This is a genomic window from Nicoliella spurrieriana, from assembly GCF_023380205.1.
Taxonomy (GTDB): domain Bacteria; phylum Bacillota; class Bacilli; order Lactobacillales; family Lactobacillaceae; genus Nicoliella; species Nicoliella spurrieriana.
The window spans coordinates 460,364-481,156 of the sequence record NZ_CP093361.1; the positions used below are offsets into that span (position 1 = coordinate 460,364).

At 41.0% G+C, this 20,793-nt stretch carries 22 protein-coding genes; 11 read left to right on the forward strand and 11 right to left on the reverse strand.

The features are described 5' to 3' along the window. Positions 1-57: 57 nt before the first annotated feature. Positions 58-954: an ROK family protein gene (locus MOO44_RS03725; protein WP_260117078.1), complete on the reverse strand. Its 897-nt coding sequence runs from the start codon at positions 952-954 to the stop codon at positions 58-60. Between the two features lie 243 nt (positions 955-1,197). On the opposite strand from MOO44_RS03725, the gene MOO44_RS03730 reads away from it, so the two are divergent. The 4 genes from MOO44_RS03730 to MOO44_RS03745 all read left to right on the forward strand — a co-directional run bounded on the left by MOO44_RS03730 (position 1,198) and on the right by MOO44_RS03745 (position 4,749). After that, entirely contained in the window at positions 1,198-2,091 is an 894-nt protein-coding gene (locus tag MOO44_RS03730; protein ID WP_260117079.1) for an ROK family protein, read from the forward strand. Between the two features lie 41 nt (positions 2,092-2,132). Next, the gene (locus tag MOO44_RS03735; protein ID WP_260117080.1) at positions 2,133-3,536 is read left to right on the forward strand and encodes a glucose-6-phosphate isomerase; all 1,404 of its coding nucleotides are present in this window, start codon (positions 2,133-2,135) and stop codon (positions 3,534-3,536) included. 245 nt (positions 3,537-3,781) lie between these two features. After that, positions 3,782-4,219: a GNAT family N-acetyltransferase gene (locus tag MOO44_RS03740; RefSeq protein ID WP_260117081.1), complete on the forward strand. Its 438-nt coding sequence runs from the start codon at positions 3,782-3,784 to the stop codon at positions 4,217-4,219. A gap of 11 nt (positions 4,220-4,230) precedes the next feature. After that, positions 4,231-4,749: a GNAT family N-acetyltransferase gene (locus tag MOO44_RS03745; RefSeq protein ID WP_260117082.1), complete on the forward strand. Its 519-nt coding sequence runs from the start codon at positions 4,231-4,233 to the stop codon at positions 4,747-4,749. Between the two features lie 31 nt (positions 4,750-4,780). On the opposite strand, the gene MOO44_RS03750 is transcribed toward MOO44_RS03745, so the two are convergent. Then, on the reverse strand, positions 4,781-5,566 hold the full coding sequence (locus MOO44_RS03750) for a DUF4811 domain-containing protein (protein WP_260117083.1): 786 nt from the start codon (positions 5,564-5,566) through the stop codon (positions 4,781-4,783). A gap of 13 nt (positions 5,567-5,579) precedes the next feature. Further along, a complete protein-coding gene (locus tag MOO44_RS03755) occupies positions 5,580-7,022 on the reverse strand; it encodes an MDR family MFS transporter (RefSeq protein ID WP_260117084.1) in 1,443 nt (480 codons plus the stop codon). Between the two features lie 136 nt (positions 7,023-7,158). Here MOO44_RS03755 and MOO44_RS03760 point away from each other — a divergent pair, with 136 nt between their 5' ends. Next, complete coding sequence (locus tag MOO44_RS03760; RefSeq protein ID WP_260117085.1) at positions 7,159-7,767, forward strand: TetR/AcrR family transcriptional regulator; 609 nt, start codon at positions 7,159-7,161, stop codon at positions 7,765-7,767. Between the two features lie 15 nt (positions 7,768-7,782). On the opposite strand, the gene MOO44_RS03765 is transcribed toward MOO44_RS03760, so the two are convergent. Together MOO44_RS03765 and MOO44_RS03770 are read right to left on the reverse strand one after the other, a co-directional pair. Continuing rightward, a complete protein-coding gene (locus MOO44_RS03765) occupies positions 7,783-8,391 on the reverse strand; it encodes a cation efflux transmembrane domain-containing protein (protein WP_260117086.1) in 609 nt (202 codons plus the stop codon). Further along, positions 8,381-8,716 (reverse strand): ArsR/SmtB family transcription factor, encoded by a 336-nt coding sequence (locus tag MOO44_RS03770; RefSeq protein ID WP_260117087.1) that lies wholly within the window; start codon positions 8,714-8,716, stop codon positions 8,381-8,383. Before MOO44_RS03770 ends, MOO44_RS03765 begins: the two co-directional genes overlap by 11 nt. Positions 8,717-9,052: 336 nt before the next feature. Here MOO44_RS03770 and MOO44_RS03775 point away from each other — a divergent pair, with 336 nt between their 5' ends. The 5 genes from MOO44_RS03775 (at position 9,053) to MOO44_RS03795 (ending at position 14,236) form a co-directional block, all read left to right on the forward strand. After that, positions 9,053-10,789, forward strand: coding sequence for a DUF262 domain-containing protein (locus tag MOO44_RS03775; protein WP_260117088.1), 1,737 nt, complete (start codon positions 9,053-9,055; stop codon positions 10,787-10,789). A 12-nt stretch (positions 10,790-10,801) separates the two neighbouring features. Beyond that, complete coding sequence (locus MOO44_RS03780) at positions 10,802-12,637, forward strand: DUF262 domain-containing protein (RefSeq protein WP_260117089.1); 1,836 nt, start codon at positions 10,802-10,804, stop codon at positions 12,635-12,637. A gap of 73 nt (positions 12,638-12,710) precedes the next feature. Beyond that, the gene (locus tag MOO44_RS03785) at positions 12,711-13,184 is read left to right on the forward strand and encodes a hypothetical protein (RefSeq protein ID WP_260117090.1); all 474 of its coding nucleotides are present in this window, start codon (positions 12,711-12,713) and stop codon (positions 13,182-13,184) included. A 60-nt stretch (positions 13,185-13,244) separates the two neighbouring features. Next, positions 13,245-13,949 carry a hypothetical protein gene (locus MOO44_RS03790; RefSeq protein ID WP_260117091.1) on the forward strand — a complete coding sequence of 235 codons (705 nt, stop codon included), beginning with the start codon at positions 13,245-13,247 and terminating at the stop codon, positions 13,947-13,949. Positions 13,950-14,005: 56 nt separating this feature from the next. After that, positions 14,006-14,236 (forward strand): SHOCT domain-containing protein, encoded by a 231-nt coding sequence (locus MOO44_RS03795; protein WP_260117092.1) that lies wholly within the window; start codon positions 14,006-14,008, stop codon positions 14,234-14,236. 47 nt (positions 14,237-14,283) lie between these two features. Here the strand turns inward: MOO44_RS03795 and MOO44_RS03800 are convergent, their stop codons facing one another. Next, positions 14,284-15,564, reverse strand: a complete 1,281-nt coding sequence (locus MOO44_RS03800) for an MFS transporter (protein ID WP_260117093.1) — start codon at positions 15,562-15,564, stop codon at positions 14,284-14,286. 220 nt (positions 15,565-15,784) lie between these two features. Between MOO44_RS03800 and MOO44_RS03805 the strand changes: the two genes are divergently transcribed. Then, positions 15,785-16,684: a tyrosine-protein phosphatase gene (locus tag MOO44_RS03805; RefSeq protein ID WP_260117094.1), complete on the forward strand. Its 900-nt coding sequence runs from the start codon at positions 15,785-15,787 to the stop codon at positions 16,682-16,684. A gap of 253 nt (positions 16,685-16,937) precedes the next feature. Here MOO44_RS03805 and MOO44_RS08720 read toward each other — a convergent pair whose 3' ends face one another. The 5 genes from MOO44_RS08720 to argJ form a co-directional block, all read right to left on the reverse strand. Further along, the gene (locus MOO44_RS08720; protein WP_423802919.1) at positions 16,938-17,048 is read right to left on the reverse strand and encodes a putative holin-like toxin; all 111 of its coding nucleotides are present in this window, start codon (positions 17,046-17,048) and stop codon (positions 16,938-16,940) included. A 277-nt stretch (positions 17,049-17,325) separates the two neighbouring features. Next, positions 17,326-17,472, reverse strand: coding sequence for a putative holin-like toxin (locus tag MOO44_RS03815; protein ID WP_423802920.1), 147 nt, complete (start codon positions 17,470-17,472; stop codon positions 17,326-17,328). Between the two features lie 255 nt (positions 17,473-17,727). Next, entirely contained in the window at positions 17,728-18,858 is a 1,131-nt protein-coding gene (locus tag MOO44_RS03820) for an acetylornithine transaminase (protein WP_260117097.1), read from the reverse strand. 11 nt (positions 18,859-18,869) lie between these two features. After that, on the reverse strand, positions 18,870-19,595 hold the full coding sequence (gene argB, locus MOO44_RS03825; RefSeq protein ID WP_260117098.1) for an acetylglutamate kinase: 726 nt from the start codon (positions 19,593-19,595) through the stop codon (positions 18,870-18,872). Positions 19,596-19,600: 5 nt separating this feature from the next. After that, the gene (gene argJ, locus MOO44_RS03830) at positions 19,601-20,788 is read right to left on the reverse strand and encodes a bifunctional glutamate N-acetyltransferase/amino-acid acetyltransferase ArgJ (RefSeq protein WP_260117099.1); all 1,188 of its coding nucleotides are present in this window, start codon (positions 20,786-20,788) and stop codon (positions 19,601-19,603) included. Positions 20,789-20,793: the final 5 nt, after the last annotated feature.

Here is a 20,793-nt window from a genome sequence, read left to right on the forward strand (position 1 = left end):
TGGGAACCAACTAAAAAATCCTGCTATCTTTTTAAGGTAGCAGGATTTTTGATTTAATTATTCAGCGTATTCATCAGATTCTGAGTAATATGCCTTCTTAGCTAATGACAGGTTACCGATAATTGCTAGCTTCCGATTGGAATTAGATGGTGCAACTAGGTATTCATCGATGGGACCGACATCAACGTAGCCATTGAGTAGTTTCTGAAATTGCACCCTAATTTTGGCTAGTTCCACTTCGTTTACAATATCGCCACCAATGATGATTTTTTCAGGTCGAATCAACAGGGTTGCTTGTAATGCAGATTGGGCAATGTAATACGCAACAATGTCCCAAATGGGTTCAAACATTGAAATTTCCTTGTAGCTCTTGCCAAAACGGGCCTGAAATGCTGGTTCTGAAACTAAGCCTTCTAGGCAGTCACCTTGGTATGGGCAAGTGCCCTTGAACGTTTGATCATCTGGATGCCGTTTGGGCTTGATATGCCCAATTTCAGGGCTCCCCTGGTAGCCGATTAGTTCACCGTTATTCACAATTCCGGCACCAACCCCCTTGCTAATTGTGAGGTATAGCAATGACAGTGTCGGCTGGTTGGCCAAAATCGAGCTGATGTATTCACCATATGCGGTACTATTTACATCAGTGGTAAATGAAATCGGGGCGTTAATATATTGCTTTAACGTTCCCAATAGATTAATATTAGACCAATTTTTACGTGATGAATCTAGAATATACCCATATTTAGATGAGTAGTTTCTTAACTCTAACGGACCAAATGAGGATACCCCCACGGCCTTAATTTTATCAAATTTTTGAAAATATTTTATAACCTTAGTCAGGGTTTCCTTTGGATCTGATAATGGAAAATCAACTTTATCATCAATATTAACGTGGCCGTCACCCACGGCGCAGGTTACTTCATCGTCACGAAATTCAATGCTGCCTAGTAACATGAGACGATCCCTCTTTTCACAGGTTGTTTTATTATTTTATGATTTTACAGTTTAAAAATAGCACAATACGAAAGCGCTTTCAATTATTTTCACTTAAAAAAATAAAAAATAAAAATAATGAGGCTTCCTGATTGAAAACGCTTTCAAATGGTGCTATCTTGTAATTGTAGAAAAGTAAATCTACAATTATTAACAATGATAATGATTTAAGTAAATAATTTTAACCAATCAGAGGTGGTTACGATGTTATTTGGAAGTATTGAAGCCGGCGGAACTAAGTTTGTTTGTGCAGTCGGTAACGAAAATTTTGAAATTAAAGATAGCGTGCATATTCCAACCACGACGCCTGAAGAAACACTTGGCCAATGTGTAGAATATTTTAAGAAGTTTCCGGACATTAAAGCAATTGGAATCGCATCGTTTGGGCCGATCGAAGTCCGGGTAGATAACCCTAAGTATGGCTACATTACTGATACACCAAAGAAACACTGGTCTAATACTAATTTCTTGGGAACGATGAAGAAGTATTTTGATGTTCCAATGTACTGGACGACTGACGTTAATGGTTCTGCCTATGGTGAATACATTACCTCGATCAAGAACCACAACCCAGTGCACTCATTAGTTTACTACACGATTGGAACTGGAGTGGGTGCCGGAATCGTTAATAACGGGCACTTCTTAGGTTATATCGGCCACCCTGAAGCTGGACATGTTAAGTTAAAGCGTGCTGAAGGGGATAAGGACTTCAAGGGGATTTGTCCATACCATGGCGACTGTCTTGAAGGGCTTGCTTCCGGACCTACTTTTGATGCCCGGACTGGTAAGAAGGGGAAGGATGTTCCATTGACCGATCCTGCATGGGATTACGTTGCTTACTACGTTGCCCAAGCCGCAGTTCAAGCCACCTTATTTATCAGACCGGAAAGAATTATCTTCGGCGGTGGAGTTGTGAGTGAAGAATTCCTCGACATGGTGCGGGTGCACTTCAAGAACATCTTTAACGACTACGTTGCCGTTGGTGATTTGAATGAATACATTCAAATGCCAAAGGTGCCACACAATGGTTCTGCAACCGTTGGGAATTTCTCATTGGCCCTTAAGCAATACTACAAGGATAATATTGTTAAAATCTAGTAAAATAATGAGTGATATCAATAACTATGAGGTGAGTATTTATGACAAACGTATCATTTGATGAATCAGCATTAGCAAACTTTGTTGAACCCAATGAATTAAATGAAATTAAGCCAATGTTAAACACTGCTCGTGACGAACTAGTCAACGGAACCGGCGTTGAAAGTGAAATGCGTGAATGGTTGACCCTTCCTAAGGATTACGATAAGGAAGAATTTGACCGAATTAAGCAGGCTGCAAAGCAAATTCAATCAGATTCAAAGGTATTAGTAGTAATTGGAATTGGGGGTTCATACTTAGGTGCTAAGATGGCCCTTGATTTCTTGCATGATAATTTTTATGAATCCACACCAGATGACCAACGTGATTTCCCACAGGTAATCTTCGCTGGGAATTCAATTAGTGGTTCATACGTGCATGACCTTGTGAAGTTGATTGGTGACCGTGACTTTTCAGTGAACGTCATTTCTAAGTCAGGGACTACGACTGAACCATCAATCGCATTCCGGATTTTCCGGAAGTTATTGGTTGCAAAGTACGGTGAAGATGACGCTAAGAAGCGGATCTACGTTACTACCGATGCTAAGAACGGTGCTTTAAGAAAAGAAGTGGCTGCTAACGGATATGAATCATTTGTTATCCCAGATGGAATCGGTGGCCGTTATTCCGTCCTTTGCCCGGTGGGATTATTACCAATTGCTGCTTCAGGGGTCGATATTGATGAATTAATGCAGGGAGCTGCTGATGCACAGGATTTCTACACCACCAAGCCATTGACTGAAAATGGTGCGTTACAATATGCAGCCTATCGGAATATCCTGTACCGGAAGGGCTATACCAATGAAATCTTGGAAAACTACGAACCTAACCTCCGCTTCCTAGCTGAATGGTGGAAGCAACTAGCTGGTGAAACCGAAGGAAAGGATAATAAGGGCATTTACCCTAGTTCCGCTAACTTTTCGACTGATTTGCACTCACTGGGTCAATATATTCAACAAGGAATGCGAAACCTAATGGAAACGGTCGTTAAGATTGAACAACCACCATTTGATGTTGACGTTCCAAAGACCGGCGATAACGGTGATGGAATCGAATACCTTGAAGGGCGGACCATGAACTACGTTAATGAAAAGGCGTTCGAAAGTGTTATTTTGGCTCACACTAATGGTGGGGTGCCAAACATGGTGGTTAACGTTAAGGACCAAAGCGCTTACAGCTTAGGTGAATTGATCTACTTCTTCGAATTTGGAATCGCAGTTTCTGCTTACTTGAATGGAATTAACCCATTCAATCAACCAGGGGTTGAAGATTACAAGAAGAACATGTTTGCCCTCCTTGGGAAGCCTGGCTATGAAGATTTGAAACATCAAATTGAAATTAATGCTGCTGCGAAGAACCAAAAGCAAGCCATTAATAGCGAAGAGTCTAAAAATACTGCTAAATAGTTAAATCTAAAATCTCCAGTTAAGCGAATTAACCGGAGATTTTTTGTATACAAATTATGATAAAGCGCGATATAATATTAATAATTAATGAGTAGGGTGGTGGTCAAATGCAATCAATGATTAATTATTTAGTCCGAGCTAAAAAGATGAACATCATTGTGATTGTAATTGATCGGGTGCGTTCAGTCTTGTTAAGACCTTTGGTTGTTCTTACTAAATAATCAGTAAAGAAAGGGGTTTTAACAATGAAATGGATTTGCTGTCGTTTTAATGAATTAACGAACCACCAAATTTGGGAAATGTACCACATTCGGGCTGAAACGTTTTGTGTTCAACAACAGCGGACGTTTGTGGATGCAGATAAGGAAGATTTAACTGCGCACCATGTTTTAGGATTCAACGAGCATGATGAATTAGTCGCATACGCCCGGTTCTACGAAGTCGGTGCATATTTGGACTTCGGGCGGGTGTTAACGGTGCCTGCAGTTCGTGGCAAGGGGATTGGTAAGCAGCTCATGGAGTACTTAATGCAACAAATTGAACGCGTTTATCCCGGTCATCGTGAAATTATAATTACTGCGCAGGCTGATAAGCAGGGGTTCTACGAACGGTTCGGATTCGTCCCGCAAGGGGATGTCTTTATCCATGAACAGACTCCACATATTAAAATGATTCGGAAGTAGGGAGCGATTAGATGGCTGATATTTATACTAGGCCGGGGCGATTAACTGACCTTCCGGCAATTATGGCAATCATTGCTGAAGCAAAGCGGTTTTTAAGCGATAGTGGGAGTCCGCAATGGCAGGATGGCTATCCAGATGAGTCAACGCTACGGAATGATATTGAAAACGGAACGAACTACGTCTTAATTGATGGTGGTCAGGTGGCCGGCACTGCTACATTATTATTTATCACCGAACCTAGTTACCATGATATTGATGGGGCCTGGCAAAACGATGATGATCGTTATGCCACCATCCATCGAATCGCCATTGCTAGTCAGTTCCGCGGCCATCATTTAAGTAACTACTTTTTTGCGAATTTAATTACAATTGCTGCTGTAAATAATATTCATAACGTGCGTTTTGACACCCACCGCCTTAATGTGGTGATGCAATCGATTGGAAAGCATTTTAACTTTCAATATCGAGGGATAATTGAGGTAAATGAACCCCGCGATCCAAAACGATTGGCGTATGAATTAAATATGTAACTAAAAAACCACCCAATTGGGTGGTTTTTGATTATTCCTTAAAGGTCTTAACCGTCTTTTTTAATTGCGCGGTTTGTTTTTGGACTAATTGTTGTTTGAACTCAGCAGCAGCTTGTTTAGCTAACTTTTGTTGGGCCGCTTTATCAGTTGCTAACTTTGGATTTTGAGTTAGGGCAGCCTTTAGCTTCGCCTGAACAAATGCCTGTCCCTGTTGCTTAATCATTGCTTGTTGTTGCTTAGTACTAGTTTGAGATTTCTTCATTTGCTTAGCTAGTTGTTGGGCTTGATTTTTGGAGAGATGAATCCAACTCTTTGGAATGGAGAACGTATTTACCCGTTTAACCAGTTTAAAATCGCTTTTATCATTTCCTAACTTCCAGTTATTAGCACCGAACCAAAATTTTCCGGCCTTAGTAAATTCCCAATTCGTGGTGGTAGTTTTTAAAGTTGCATGATTTCCACTAACGTACTTAATCTTGTTAGTCGTGAATTCATCCACTTGGGTGTGGCTAGGGGTTTTCTGGTCTGCAGTCTTCTTATAGGTTTGGACGTCATGTTTCTTTTGGGTACCCAGATTTTGGTAGACCATTAGGTTTAGGCCACTTTTACTTTGGGTCGCATAGATTCGACGATTCGTGGTGGTAGTTTTCTTATCCATCATGAAATGACTGTTATCATTTGCAATCGATGCCCAGGTTGATCCAAATAAAATTACTAATCCCAACGTCGTCAGGATTGCTCTGAGCGGGATATTCTTGATGTAGACGAAACTAATGAACGTTCCGAACACCCCGATTAATAGTGCAACAATTATCATTTAATATTCCTCCCTACTTAGCTTTCTTCTTGTCAGTTAAGAAGAACGTTACGATTAATCCTAGAATACAAAAGGCTGCGGCAAATAGAAATGCTGCGTGGTAACCATCGATAACGGCATTGATGGCTTGAACCTTATATGCAATCGGATTTTGGGTTAGCAAGTGATGGGCTGGTTTAGCATCGCTTGTGACGTTAGACAGGATAGAAACGATAATTGCTGATCCAATCGAACCACCAATTTGTCTAACCGTGTTGTTAGCCGCCGTTCCATCTGAGATTAATTCATTTGGAAGGGCATTCATTCCATAAGTGGTAACGGGCATTAATACCATTGCAATTCCGATCATTCTAATCGTGTAGAAGGTTACGATAAATGCAACTGGGGTCGTAGCATTGAGGTACATAAATGGAATGGTTCCAACAGTTAGAAGCAACACCCCAACCATTGCGAGCCGTCTTGCACCAAATTTATCAAATGCCTTCCCAGTAATGGGACTCATTAGCGCCATCATTAATGCACCGATTAATAGGGTCAGTCCTGAATCTAGTGCACTTAAGCCGTGGACGTTTTGTAGGTAGATAGGTAGGATTGTTTCCACTCCGAACATGGCGACCATCATAATTGTACTTAAGATGGTCCCAAGGGTGAACTTAGGATACTTGAATACTCGCATTTCCAAGAATGGTTTTTTGAGTTTAAGTTCCCGCCGAACGAAGATTGCTACCACGACGACTCCAATGATTAATGAAGTGATAACCGTCGTTGAGCCCCAACCGTCGTTTCCGACGGATGAAAATCCGTATAGTAATGCACCAAAACCAACTGTTGATAGTACAATTGATGCAATATCAATTTTTTCATTCGTAGTTGGGAGAACCGGGCGCATAAAGATTAATCCTAATATGATCACACCAATAATGATTGGAATTTCCATTCCGAACAGGTCCCGCCAGTTGAACGAATCAACGATCCAACCGGAAAGGGTCGGACCAATTGCGGGGGCCACGCCGACTACGATTCCAACAAGCCCAAGGGCAGCTCCTCTTTTTTCTGGTGGGAACAAAGAGAACATAATGGTTTGTAGTAGCGGCATCATAATCCCAGTCCCAAAGGCTTGGATAATTCTTCCCACAAATAGGATGGCAAAGTTTGGGGCCACATAGGAAACAATACAACCAATCAAGAACACGGTCATTGCACCAAGGAACAACCATTTAGTATTGATACGCCGTCCCAGAAATCCCGAAATCGGAATCATAATTCCGTTCACCATCAAGAATCCAGTGGTTAACCATTGCACCGTTGAAGTGTTAATGTCAAAAGCCGTCATTAATTTGGGCAGGGCAGTGGTTAGTAACATTTGTGAAAGGACACACGCGAATGTCCCAATTAACAAAATGGCTGAGATGATTCCAGTTCCACTTTGTTTAGCGCTGTTATTCTCTTTATTCATATTAATTCTCCTTACATCATTATGATTATGCTAAGGATAATTTTATGCTTAGGTAAATTTGATTACAATCACTAAAATTAATCATTTTGTTGCATTTTGGTTTTAAACCACTAAAATAAATAACGAGGTGTTATAAATGGCGAAATATATAAAGAAAAATGCTAAAACAGATGATTTAATTATTAGCACCACAATTAAACTTGCTAAGGAGCATGGCTTATTCCATGTAACAATTAGTAATATTATTAATGAAGCAAATATTAACCGGAGTACTTTTTACCGGCATTTTTTGGATAAATATGATTTAATTAATGAAATGGAAAATCGAGTTCTTAAAAGGATCCAGTTAAATCAACGGATGTTATACCAAACTAAAATTCATGAAATCAAGAATTTTGAAATTTCACGGGTGTTCTTTTTTACCCTATTAACAATTATTGATGAGAATCATGAAATTTTAGCCTTTTTATTTAGTAGGAATGGTGATCCAGCATTTAGCCAGCGGCTAGTTGGATTGTTTTTGGAAATGTCATATGAATCATGGAACTATATAATCAAAAGCGATGATTCTAAAGGAATGAAGTTATTTGCAAATTATTCTGTTGGAGCGATTTTAGCATCGATTAAATTATGGATTGATAATTATGATCAATATACTAAACAGGAAGTTTTTGATTTTCTAATTAAGGTTAGAAAGAGTGAAATCAGCGCTTTAGATCTAGATGAAAAAACGACTGGGAATTAATTTCCTAGTCGTTTTTTAGCCTTCTCGTAATTCAGGAATGGCTTCCTTTGCAATCAAGAATGCCACCCCCAGCGCTGCAATTGATTCTGCCCACCAGAGTCCAAATAACTGGGTGAGGACAATTCCAATTAACACCGTTGCTGCGAGGTATGCACAGGTAACGTTACACATACTTTCTTCAATTAATGCTTCCGACCTTAGTTGATGGCCTAATTTACGTTTCATTACGATTAAAATTGGCATGATGATTAACGATGCCACTGAAATTAAAATGCCACCCATGCTACTATCTGATGTTTCACGTGTAACAATATCAAAAACTGAATTAATGACAATGTAAATGGATAGAAGCACTAAAATCCAATTCACCAATTTACCCGCACGTTCTTCAGCAATCTTAATGCTAGTGGCATCTTCACCATTAAATTCCTTTTGGAGCCGCCAGACTAGGATGCTGCCAGCGATTACTTCTAAAACGCTATCCAATCCAAATGCAATTAGTAAAATGGAATGCGCTTTAAGGCCTGCAAAAAAGCCGACCATAAATTCAACTAACATCCAACTAATTGAAAAAAATTCAACTATCAATGCTCTTTTGGCAATCCTGCTGTGACTATTTTCCATGTTCAACCCCCCGCATCACATGATCAGAATGTTCTACTGCTTCGTTAATGATGTCAAAAATATGTGGATCATCAACTTGATATTCCTTATTTTTCCCCACCTGATTCACGTTAACTAATTGAAAATCACGTAAAATTTTTAATTGATGGGAAACCGCTGATTGCTCTAACTGAATTGCTTCAGCGATTTGGTTAACGCTCAATGCTTGGCCATCTAATAAGTATAAAATTTTTAAACGATTAATGTTACTGAGCATTTTGAAGATTGCTTGCACCTCTAATAAGTGCTGCTCATCAATATTAAATTTGGAATTAATATGAATCACCTCTCATATGAAAAATATATCATATTACAATTAAAAATGCAAAATTGACTATTACAGAATGTTAAAAAGCATTTACATTGCTTAATTTACTTTTGTTTATGCTCAAAATATAGTATCATTATTGATATACCAGTATGTTAATACAGGACAATATTAATTCATGGTATATCTAAGGTCGATCCTCATGCGGGATTTGGCCTTTTTTTCGTACCATTAATTAATTCGAATTATTTTGATCCCTGATCTAGCGCCCCAGATCTAACTTTGGTAAAATTTAAATAGACTAAAAAGACAATTGATCCACAAGTGTAGAACAATTGTCCATGGGGTGAAAAAATGGATTTTAGAGAAAAGGTGAATCCAACGGTGCAAAGTATTGCCGATTTATTTCGCGATAACCGTTACCGGATTCCCAGTTACCAACGTGGTTATTCGTGGGGGATTGATCAAATCACTGATTTATGGGACGACTTAATTGAAGTCGCCAACGGCGAACGTGATTCCCATTTCTTTGGCCAGTTGGTTACTTTTTTTGCGCACGATAATCGCCAAGAAATTATTGATGGTCAACAACGGGTCACCACCAGCCAAATTTTATTGGCGGTAATTAAAAATATTTCGAATGAAACGAAGAATGAAGCAAAACGTGGCCTTAATAGTGATAATGATGACACTTCTGATGGGTTTGCCGAAAGTCGCCAAATTTTTCAGCAGAGTGATAATGCATTGGACAATGGGGACCGACTCATCACTAGTAAATCAAGTGATGAAGATGATGTGCAAGCAGCACTTGTAAATTTGATTAAAAACGGCCGCCAGCTTGACGACAAGAAGACTGATAATGAAGCAATCAATAACATGTGGAAGGCTTATGATTACTTTGCACGGCAGCTTAATGCGGAAATCAAGACCTTACGGATTAACGACCGGGTGAATCGGCTGAAGAAAATTTTTGATGCATTTTTCAATCGTTTCTATATTGTTAAGGTCATCGCACCAAACCGGCAGGATGCGTTTACCATTTTTGAAACCTTAAATAGCCGGGGCGCTGATTTAACCGCTTCCGACATTATTAAAAGCCACATTCTCTCCTTGTTTAGTACCAATCCAGAGAAAACGGACTTCGCTAGTCACAAGTGGAACCAGATTGCCAGAACGCTAGGGAGTCAAAGTAAGTTAATTAATAAGTTTATTCGTTCATATTGGATGGCTAAAAATGGTCACATTACTGAAAATAAGTTATACCGCGTAATCAGTAAAAATTTAAATACCGAGCCTGAGGCAACGGCATTTCTTAATGAATCAACTAACTTGGTGTCCTTATACGCCGCCTTAATTGACAATCATGAGTACTTTTTAGATGAACGGATTAACCGGATTCTAGACATCCTTAGTAAAACCCACTTTACGTTGTACTACCCAATCGTGTTAGCGCTAGAACACGCTAAGTTATCCAATGATACAGTATTGCGGGTGCTCAATAAGGTGCTTTCGGTATTTACTAGGTACCGCTTGATCTGTGATAAAACCACGAATACCTTAGAAAATGCATTCTCAAACGTTGCCATCAAGATTTGGCATGGGGACTTACAAAGTGCTGAGGACATCGTGGCCGAATTAAACCAATATAACGTTAGTGATGCTGAAGTGGCATCTGCATTTTCAACGCTTCAAAAGGATGGTGGTTTAAAGGGGCCCAAACGATGGGTCTTGAATTATTTGCTAGCTAGCATCTATTTTGAAAGCTTTAATCTCTTTGAAAATGCTGACGAAATGTATCGAACTGTCTTTACGAACGGGATTTATTCACCACTTAGGATTAATGATGAAATTGAATATCCAGAGCTTAGAAATGCAATCGGCAACTGGACAATAATTGAAAAAAATTTAATCCCCGGTAAAAAAGCAGCCACTAATTTAAATGCAATTGTTAAGGTGTTAGCAAAGTCGAAGTTATCAATTAATGGGCAAATTGCGGACCACATTATTGATAATAAAAAACGCTGGAAACAAACTGATATTTTGGAACGGCAAAGACAATTAGGGACCGATGTTCCAATCATTTGGCACTAGGGGGGCTTTAAATTGAGTAATTATGACTATAAGAAGTTATCCTACTATAAGGACTTAAGTGACATTAAGGTGCCTAAATTCCAACGGTCTTTGGTATGGACTAAAAGCAAAAAAATGGACCTGCTTAGGACCCTGCATAAGGATTTTCCGTTCGGAGCATTGTTGATTACCCCTGATCATAGTGGGGATGCAAAGTATAGTTTATTGGATGGGCAACAACGCCTATCAACGATTCGGGCATACGATGAGCACCGGGTGGCCTATTGGAAACAACTCGATGCAGATCGCTATAATGATTATTTTAAGGAGTTTAATCTAAAATTAACTCAGAACCATCTGCAGCCAATTACTGAAGCAACCTTTAATCAAATCCTATCCGGTAGTGATCAGTTTAACCAGTGGCGTGAAGCCATGATTGCTGAAGTTAATGATGACGACCGGTTGAAACTACAGGTATATGAAGCATTTGATCGGTCGCTCTCCCCATTTATTGAACGGGTAATGGCCGCCATTCATGATTATATTGACCTAGACCACCTCGAAATTCCGGTCCTTGAATTTACCGGCAACGAAGTCGATTTGCCGGAAGTTTATGAAAACCTCAATAAGGGTGGGGTGCCGTTAAATAAGTATGAGATTCTAAGTGCATCGTGGTTTGATGAAAAGATTAAAATGCCAGCTGGCAGTCGATTAGGAAATGAAATTTTAGACCGGGTCAAAAAATATTACGAACGCCTAATTCAAGATGGAGTCTTTGCCATTTCTGATTTCTCTGAGGATGACATTACGAACAGTCGCGAAATTAATCTAGCTGAATTTGCAAAGGCGCTTGGTAAGTTGGTGGTGGATAATCTCTTTGCAGTGGTTAAAGATAGTCCGAACATGGTCAATGAGATTGGCTTTGGTTTAATGGGAATCATCACCGACGTTGATAATAAAAAAATTGCCATTATCCATAATCAAAAGGACTTAATTCAAGACCAATTGGAATCAATCTTGAATCAAGCAGACCGCCTGTCGAAAGCAATCAATAGTAAATTTACCCGGATTTTGCGAAAAAACATCTTCTTTGCGAGTCACCAGGGTGGCAACCGCGATGAATTTTCCTATGGACTATCATCAACTTTCAAAATTTTGTCATACTTTGCTAGTATGTGGGATTTAGACGACCATGACTTGAAAACGGCATTGGATAATATTCCAGCCTATTACGTTTATGATGGCATCACTAAGGCTTGGAATGCGCATGGTGATACGCGGTTATTTGATTATTACAGTAGCCATCGGACCCGTGACTACCTAACTAGGTTGGATCCCATGACCTTCAAACGGGCATTTAATAACTGGAATCAGGATAATCCCAACATTCATAAGCAGTTTAATCAAGAAGTTCGCGCGTTGATTACGATTCATTCGAATCTAACGTATCTTTCGAATAGCCTTTCAGCATCCGAAGATTATGAATTTGAACACGTGATTCCACGGGCGCGAATCTTTAAATATGATCCGGCCCCAAGTGCGGTCCACGTTAGTGCACTGGGGAATGGAATGTTTTTGCCAAAATCATTGAATAATAGTAAGAGTAGTAAGACCCTGTATGAATATGATAGTAATAATGACGGGGTCGATTATCAGAGCTTGCGGGATGATTCGGATTACTTTACCGCAGCCCAGTTCGATCAAATTTTCATGGCGTTAAAGCAAAGTCGCTTTGATGACGTTAATGCCTTCATTGATAAACGGGCTGGTCAAATGGCGGATCAAATCATTAGTGGATTGGACCCCAATACCGAGGTGTTTCACCAAATTAAACCGACCCGGAATCGGGGCCGGCTCTTCCGAAACTAAATTGGCAGGCAAAATGGCTGGAGACGTTAACTGATCCGTGTATAATGGAAATTAGTCGCGCTTCTTTGGATTAATGAAGGGGATTGATTATCAATGGTTAAATTACCGGTTCATTTATTTGCCCGCTGTTACCGTGACCAATTTGGAATGGGGTGGTTCAATGATTAAGTACTTGATCCTACGGTTTGGCCGTCCTTCCATCATGTTATTTGCATTAATGTCTGGAGTCATTTATTACTTATTGGTCAGGCTACCGTATCCAGCGGATGCTGATTTAACCCCGCTGCCGTTGATTTTAAAGGGGGGCTTGATTTTTTACCCCATTTGTGAGGTTGATTTCAAGCGGACGCCATTTTGTGATTTTGATGCCGTCTGGTCTGAATTTGAATCCGCAATTATTGAGCCTGAAAAACATGCCCGTTATATCGCTTGGTACTTACGGTTGCTCTTTTCAGTTCCCGTGTTTACGGCAGCTTTCATGTGGGGGCCACTATTGATAATCGTTGAAATCCGTGATTACTTAAAACATAAGCATCAGATTAATTGACAGGAATGATTAACATCAGACTTGTCTTTTTTATTCGATTAGATTGGAGGTGGGGATCACTTGAAAAACGCCAAATTTGAACTTTTGATTTTGATGGATGATCAGGGCTGCATCGCACTACCGGTAGAATTGATTTCTGGTAGCGATGGGGTCCAAATACAGCCGTTTGTGATTGCTGCGTACGCGTTGATTGCTAAAAATGGGGTGATTAGAATCCCACTAGAAGAAATTGGTGAAATTAAGACTGCTGATTTAAATGAATCGGCATTTATTCGCCAAGAGTTAGATGGTTATCGGCCGTTTTTTGCAAGTACTTCCGTGGAAGTAGCTGAGTTCTTGCTCACGAAGGACAGCATTGACCATCGCAAACTGAATTACCTGATCTATTTAGCATTCGTTGAATACCTAATGGCTGAAAATAGCAGTAGCGACCGCATCCAAAAGCAGTTATTTAGCCGACAGATTAAGGTTCATTCAGCGGGATTGGACTGCTTAAGGATGCTACGCGTGCCCTTGGATTCCGCTGGGCGCTATCGCCAATTGCGTCCTGAGCAAATTAACGATCAAATCGATCCAACAGTCGTTACCATTTTGAACCGGGTGTGGCAGCGATACCATAATTACAGTGCTGAGCAACTGGCTAAGCTGATTAGTCAAACCAGTGCAATGCAATTAGCCTGGTCTAATTTAAAGCAATCGGATGTGGACTCGATGGATCCGGCTGCCATTTATCAGTGTTATCAAGATGATAATGGGAAGGATTAATTTACTACCACCTAGTTAGTGGCTATAATAATACTAGTTAATAGGGGGGACTTTTAATGCTATATGCAATCTTAATTGTGATCGTGTTCTTTGGCCTTTACATGTGGTTAGCCAGTAGACGTCAACATAAGCAGGCGCAAAACGTTAACCATCAAGCCAGTGTAGTTAATGATAGTGATGATCAAGACGTTCAATTAAAGCACTTAAAAGCATTACTTGATTCGGGTGCGATTGATAAGGAAGATTATCAACAGGCAAAGCAACGGATTTTAAAAAATAAAATTTAATTAATTTAAAAAATGGACTCAATGATCGAATTGAGTCCATTTGTGGTTTACATATGATGGTCCTTGAAGTACCTTAGGAAAAATGGGGTTAAAAGTAGGATGTAAATACTCATTAGCACCCCGTTGATGATTAGAATCAATCCGCCCGGCCGGATAAAACCAAAGAGAATGGAGTACGTTAGGACCCCCAATGGCATGATCGACATACTGAGGCTTTGGTCTAATGACATGACCCGGCCTAACATATCATTGGCCACCGTTTTTTGAATCAGGACCTGGAGCGTGATGTTGATTAACGAGGTGGCGATGCCAAATAGCACTGATAGGGTCCCACCAATGATACTAACGGTTACCTGACTGGGGTGGATAATGAAGGTTAGGCCGATCAGAGCGATAAAAACGTTCATTAAAATAAATGGCACCATGAACTTATAACGGTATCGGACCTTACTTAGCATGATTGTAAACAAACTACCGATTAAAATTCCGATTGAAGATGCTGCGTTTAATATTCCGAGGGGCCCGTTGCCCAGGTGTAATTCAGTCTTAATGATGTATGGGTATCCGACCGTTAGGGATGAGTAAACAAAGTTCACTACCAACCCGGCAACAATGGTGTATTTAAAAATTTTTTCCTGATTAATGTAGCTGAGGACGGCTTTGAATTTGGCGAACTGGGTTCCCTCGGAGGTAGTGGGACGTTCTTCGACTACCTTTACATAATGAAATTTCATGGATAGTAAAATCAATAGCGCAACCAGATTAGCAATGAGTTCCATGATGATGAAGAAATCAAACCCTAAGAAGCTATAGATCCCCACCGCAAACAACGGCGCTAAAATAGTTGATAGGGCGCTAGCGCTTTGTGAAATCGAACTTAGCTTTTGGATGAAGTCATCATTGACTAGTTCATGAACGGAGGCACTATAAGCGGTTAAACTAAGGTTCGCTGAAATTGACGTGCCAGTCAGGAGCAGTGCTACCGGGATAAACAGGGCCATTCCTGAAAACAGGCCCATCGTTGCATAGAAAATGGCAATGATAATGATGCGCAGCGTACTACTGATGACTAGTAAGTGTTTATGGCGATATGTATCGACCCAATTACCAATGGGGACCATGAATGCAATGGATACGATGGGTGCGATAATCGAGGTCATTCCAAAGCTGATTGGCAGCTTGGTCTGATCAAGGAGCATTAATCCCAGGGCCATTGAAAACATATTGCCAGTGAAGGCACTGATGAAATTGGAAATGGCATCCTTGATAATTTGAATTTTGGAATCGTGGTTACTAATGGTTGGTAACGTTGCTGGGGATGAATTCATTGAATCACCGGTCCTTTAGTTTGATTTATCCTTAATCATATCATCTTGGGGTGATTTGATGGCATGATATGGTATGTATTTTTATATACGGAATCCGTTTGAAATGGAAATTTTAGGGGTTATTGAATGTTACAGTTAATACATAACTTTTACATTCTATTTACCCTAAATTTAAATTAATTGGCTATAATGGAGCTATCATAACTTAGGAGTGAACTAAATGAATCAATCAATGAAGAAATTTGTGTTTGGATCGGTAACGACGTTAACATTATTTACTAGCATTGCACCAGCGGTTACTAACGTGGTCACCACCACTGCGAACGCCAGTTCAGTTACTAACTTAAAAAAGCAAGCTGGCAAGCAGATTAAGCTTACTGGAGCTGTAAACGTTCGTGATTTAGGTGGCTATACTAATCGTAAGGGGCAAACGATTAAGGCGAAGCGGTTAATTCGCAGTGCCCAGTTGAACAAATTGACTAAGAGTGATATCAAGAAACTAACTGAACAATATCATGTAGCCGTTGACGTTGATTTTAGAACTCCTAAGGAAGTCGCTAAGGCTAATGACCCGAAGATTAAGGGGGTTAAGTATGTGAAGGCACCGGTGGTTTCCGATAAGGAAAACGAAGCAGATATTAAGGTATTTAATAAAGATGGTGAAAAGGGGATGATTCTCTATTACACCTACTTTATTAATAAGACCGGCCGGAAGGAATATCGTAAATTATTCAACGAGCTATTAAAGGTGCCGGATAACAAGGCCGTCCTATATCACTGTAGCTATGGTAAGGATCGGACTGGATTTGCGACCGCGTTGATTCTGACCGCACTAGGGTTTGATAAGCAGACCATCTATAAGGACTACCTGCTTTCCAACAAGTACCGGAGCGCCGCAACGAAAGCAGACTTGGCAGCAATGAAGAAGAACGGGGCTTCTAAGAAGGAATTGAAGAACGAATATTACAATGATATCGTTGAAAAGCAATACTTAGATAAAGCATATTCACTAGCTGAAAAGAAATACGGTTCAATGATGGGTTACCTTAAGCAGGGGCTTGGGTTAACTAACACTGACATTCAAAAATTACAGAGTAAGTACTTAACTAAGGCTAAATAAGCAAACTTCAGCTAAAAAATGGAGTTAATTACTAAATCATAATTTAGGGGTACCATTATTAAGTCAATGCTTGAATAGTTGACATCACGAATAGATAAATATATTATGAATATATAGAAAAAGCGTCCTGATGTAGTGGTCAGGACGCCCTGATCAACAAGCTACTTCAAAGGCAGTGGCTCATTTAATTAAAACGACTATAACAAATTAGCCGCCCGTTTAACTTTGCCGAAAGTCTGGGGCGGCTTTTTTGTTACTTTCTTTTGTTGATGTAGTCTAGCAATGCGATTAAAAACATGCCAAACGTCAACATTAGGATTAGTGCTTGATACACACTCATCGTAACTAGCCCGTTGCCTTCCATTAGATTTGTGATGCATAGCCATCACCTCCAATCAAAGTGGCGAGCCACCGCCCTCAAAACTTCTTGTCAATCTGGTTTATTATATCATAGGTTAGAAAATTAAAATAAAGATAAAATATTATATTTAGCCATCATTATTGACATATAATATCCGCATCGATATTATAGAGGTATAGAAAAATAGCCCTGATTACGCTCAGGACTCTTTGATCAACAAGCTGCTTCAAAGGCAGTGGCTCATTTAATTAAAACAACTATAACAAATTAGTCGCCCTCATCAAACTTTACCAGAAGTATATGGGGCGGCTTTTTTGTTACTTCTTTTGTTGATGTAGTCCAGCAATGCGATTAAAAACATGCCAAACGTCAACATTAGGATCAGTGCTTGATACACACTCATCGTAACTAGCCCGTTGCCTTCCATTAGATTTGTGATGCATAACCATCACCTCCAATTAAAGTTGCGAGCCACCGCCCTCAAAACTGCTTGTCAATCTGAACCATTATAACATAATAATAGTGCTGATAAGCAGTGTTATATTAACGATGTGATTCAAAAAAACACTGAGTAAATCCTTAATTAAAACTAAATCAGCAAACCAGACCTAAAGTAACTAGGGTGGGTTGCTGATTTAGTTTTGATTTTAACGGACCATTTGGCGTCCAGTATATTTGAAGGCTATGCAATCACTTGCTTAATTTGATGGACTGCGCTGGCTAGCGCATCTTCGCTAATCACGAGTGGTGGTAATAATCTTAGTGTATTGCCACGTGCGGAAATAGCTAGGAACCCAGCGGATTGGAGTTGGCTAATCACATCCCCCACCTTAAGGGCATCTGCGAGGTGAATCCCGATCATCAATCCCTTGCCAGAAATTGATTTTACATTTGCCAATGGCTTGATTTCACTCTCCAAGAGGCTGGCTAACTTAGCACCCTTTTCCTGAACAGTCTTTAAAAATTCAGGGGTGAGCTGGTCCAACACGGCTTCGGCTGAGGCCATGACCACTTTGTTGCCGCCAAACGTGTTCCCGTGTGAACCAGGGGTGAATGCGGCGGCGGTCTTTGACTTAGCAAGCATGGCACCAACTGGGAGGCCGTTAGCTAATCCCTTAGCAACCGTGATGATGTCAGGACTTAAGTCAAATTGCTCAAAGGCGAACTTGTAGCCCGTCCGGCCCATTCCGGATTGGACTTCATCAATGATCAAAAGTGTGTTGGTGTCATGACACTTAGCTTGAACGGCTTGTAACCAGTCATAGTCACCAACGTTGACGCCCCCTTCACCTTGAACGACTTCCATGATAACGGCAGCTGTATCATCGTCAATTGCATCTAGTGAAGCATCACTGTTGTAATCAACGAACTTGATATCAGGCACCAATGGACTAAAGCCATCCTTAATGTGGGGGTAGCCAGTAACGGAAAGTGATCCGTACGTCCGACCGTGGAAGCCGTTATCGAACGCAACGAGATTGGCCTTGCCAGTCGCCTTCCGCGCAAGCTTGATGGCTGCTTCATTGGCTTCGGTCCCTGAATTACAGAAGAAGGCGAGGTAGTCCTTTGGACAGAGCTTAGCGGCAACGGTTTCGGCCTTACTATTTTCGTAGAGGTTAGAAACGTGCCAGATGTGTTGAACTTGATCTGCTACCGCTGCCTTAATTTTGGCATTGCTGTAGCCGAAGTTACAGACCCCGATTCCAGCAGCTAGGTCAACGTATTCCTTCCCGTTCTTATCAATTAAATGGTAGTCGTGTCCATCAACTGGTTCGATGGGAAATTGTTCGTAAGTATGAATTAAATGGGTCATGTTGATTCCTCCTAGAGTACGATTGTGGTGCCGACTTTAATAATATCGTTTGTAATGGATACTTCTGGAATGCCGTTATCAAGGGCTTGAAAAGCAGCCTTGACCTTAGGCACCATTCCATTGATCAATTTTTCATCTTCAAATAGTTGGTTGGCAGTATCCCGATTGAGTTGGTCTAAGACCTGGTTATCAAGCATTACACCGGGCACGTCAGTTAATAGGACTAATTGATCAGCATGGACAATACTGGCAATTGCTTCAGCAGCCATGTCAGCATTGACGTTTAACTTTTGGCCGTCAGGTCCGGTGGCAATTGATGCACATAAGCCCACGGATTGGCCGGTCATGACGTCGATGTAGTTAGCCTTCACCCGTTTGATTTGGCCGACTTCACCGTACTTAGCCTGGTCAACGTAGTCGGCAAATAAGAATGGATAGTCACTAGCGTTCATCATGTGGCTTTGAATACCGTGAGCAGCGAATTGCTTATGCAACTCTGGTTGGATAATTTGGGTCAACACGTTATCGGTAATTGACATCATTTGCTTATCAGTTACCCGAATTCCGTTGATCTTAGTGGCTGGCTGGCCCACGAAATTACCACATGCTGAGATTAAGTTACCGCCACCGTGGACGATTAAGATTTGTTCACCTTGGGCTTGTAGTTGTTTGATTGATTGGAAGAAGGCGGGGGTTAAGTTTTTGACCATGTTACCGCCAATTTTAATTACGATCATTTAAATCACTCCTCGTATGCTGCGTTGATTTCAACGTACTTATAAGTTAGGTCGCATCCCCATGCCACGCCGCTGTAATCGCCAGCTGCTAAGTCCACGGTGATGTTAATGTTGTCACTTGCTAGTTGTTTTCTTAATGCATCCATATCAAAGGTTTGAATCTGACTGTCCTTGATAATGGCCGTATTTTCAATGCTAATTGCAAGGTGGTCGAGGCTAATTTTAGCTTCGGTCTGGCCAAGCGCCTGGACAATTCGGCCCCAATTAGCGTCTTCACCGAAAATCATTGCCTTGATTAGATTTGAACCTACGATGGCCTTAGCAACGTGGTTGGCATCCACTTGACTGGCGGCGTGGAACACGTCGGCTTCAATCAACTTGGAGGCCCCTTCACCGTCACTAGCAACCATTTTAGCCAGTCCGGTTAGGACGTGGTCAAAGGCAGCAACGAATTCAGCAAATTCCGGATGCTGGTTAGTCAACGGGTGGTTGTTTGCATCGCCACTCGCCATTGCGATCACCATGTCATTGGTCGACATGCAGCCATCCACTGTAATTTGGTTGAACGAATTAACGATCTTAGCACTTAGGATGGCTTGGAGGGTGGCACCATCAATGTTAGCATCCGTTGAGATAAAGCTAAGCGTGGTCCCCATGTTAGGGTGGATCATCCCCGAGCCCTTAGCAAATCCGGTAACGGTTACCAACTGGCCATCAATTGTCGTTTCAACACAAATCTTTTTGGATGTCGTATCGGTGGTGATGATGGCTTCGGGGGCTGCGGTGCTGTCCGATAGGCTGAGCTGGTTTAAACCATTTTCGAAGACGTCCATTTCGAGTTGCTTCCCAATGATACCGGTCGAAGCGACCCCGATTAAATTAGGATCGATGCCCAGTTTTTGCCCCACCATTTCGGTTTCACGATGGACGTTTTGAATTCCCTCGTCACCAGTAAATGAATTTGCATTGCCGCTGTTGACCACAACTGCTTGGAGCTGGTGGGTTTGATCAATGGTGTGCTTAGTCACTTGGACTGGGGCAGCTTGAAACTGGTTTTTAGTGTAGACCCCAGCAGCAGCGCAGGGGTGGTTAGCCGCTAGCCAACACATGTCTAATTGACCGGATGACTTGAAGCCAGCGTGGACGGCGCCGGATTGAAAGCCCTTGGGCCATTTAAAATCAATGATATTCATGGTAA

What these genes read in the sequence shown, in the direction of transcription:
- MOO44_RS03800 (WP_260117093.1), bottom strand. Translation starts at nt 15,564, where the DNA reads ATGAATTCATCCCCAGCAACGTTACCAACCATTAGTAACCACGATTCC.
- MOO44_RS03750 (WP_260117083.1), bottom strand. Translation starts at nt 5,566, where the DNA reads ATGATAATTGTTGCACTATTAATCGGGGTGTTCGGAACGTTCATTAGT.
- MOO44_RS03775 (WP_260117088.1), top strand. Translation starts at nt 9,053, where the DNA reads ATGGATTTTAGAGAAAAGGTGAATCCAACGGTGCAAAGTATTGCCGAT.
- MOO44_RS03725 (WP_260117078.1), bottom strand. Translation starts at nt 954, where the DNA reads ATGTTACTAGGCAGCATTGAATTTCGTGACGATGAAGTAACCTGCGCC.
- MOO44_RS03795 (WP_260117092.1), top strand. Translation starts at nt 14,006, where the DNA reads ATGCTATATGCAATCTTAATTGTGATCGTGTTCTTTGGCCTTTACATG.
- MOO44_RS03740 (WP_260117081.1), top strand. Translation starts at nt 3,782, where the DNA reads ATGAAATGGATTTGCTGTCGTTTTAATGAATTAACGAACCACCAAATT.
- MOO44_RS03730 (WP_260117079.1), top strand. Translation starts at nt 1,198, where the DNA reads ATGTTATTTGGAAGTATTGAAGCCGGCGGAACTAAGTTTGTTTGTGCA.
- MOO44_RS03785 (WP_260117090.1), top strand. Translation starts at nt 12,711, where the DNA reads ATGAAGGGGATTGATTATCAATGGTTAAATTACCGGTTCATTTATTTG.
- MOO44_RS03745 (WP_260117082.1), top strand. Translation starts at nt 4,231, where the DNA reads ATGGCTGATATTTATACTAGGCCGGGGCGATTAACTGACCTTCCGGCA.
- MOO44_RS08720 (WP_423802919.1), bottom strand. Translation starts at nt 17,048, where the DNA reads ATGGAAGGCAACGGGCTAGTTACGATGAGTGTGTATCAAGCACTAATC.
- argJ (WP_260117099.1), bottom strand. Translation starts at nt 20,788, where the DNA reads ATGAATATCATTGATTTTAAATGGCCCAAGGGCTTTCAATCCGGCGCC.
- MOO44_RS03760 (WP_260117085.1), top strand. Translation starts at nt 7,159, where the DNA reads ATGGCGAAATATATAAAGAAAAATGCTAAAACAGATGATTTAATTATT.
- MOO44_RS03820 (WP_260117097.1), bottom strand. Translation starts at nt 18,858, where the DNA reads ATGACCCATTTAATTCATACTTACGAACAATTTCCCATCGAACCAGTT.
- argB (WP_260117098.1), bottom strand. Translation starts at nt 19,595, where the DNA reads ATGATCGTAATTAAAATTGGCGGTAACATGGTCAAAAACTTAACCCCC.
- MOO44_RS03755 (WP_260117084.1), bottom strand. Translation starts at nt 7,022, where the DNA reads ATGAATAAAGAGAATAACAGCGCTAAACAAAGTGGAACTGGAATCATC.
- MOO44_RS03815 (WP_423802920.1), bottom strand. Translation starts at nt 17,472, where the DNA reads ATGGAAGGCAACGGGCTAGTTACGATGAGTGTGTATCAAGCACTGATC.
- MOO44_RS03735 (WP_260117080.1), top strand. Translation starts at nt 2,133, where the DNA reads ATGACAAACGTATCATTTGATGAATCAGCATTAGCAAACTTTGTTGAA.
- MOO44_RS03765 (WP_260117086.1), bottom strand. Translation starts at nt 8,391, where the DNA reads ATGGAAAATAGTCACAGCAGGATTGCCAAAAGAGCATTGATAGTTGAA.
- MOO44_RS03805 (WP_260117094.1), top strand. Translation starts at nt 15,785, where the DNA reads ATGAATCAATCAATGAAGAAATTTGTGTTTGGATCGGTAACGACGTTA.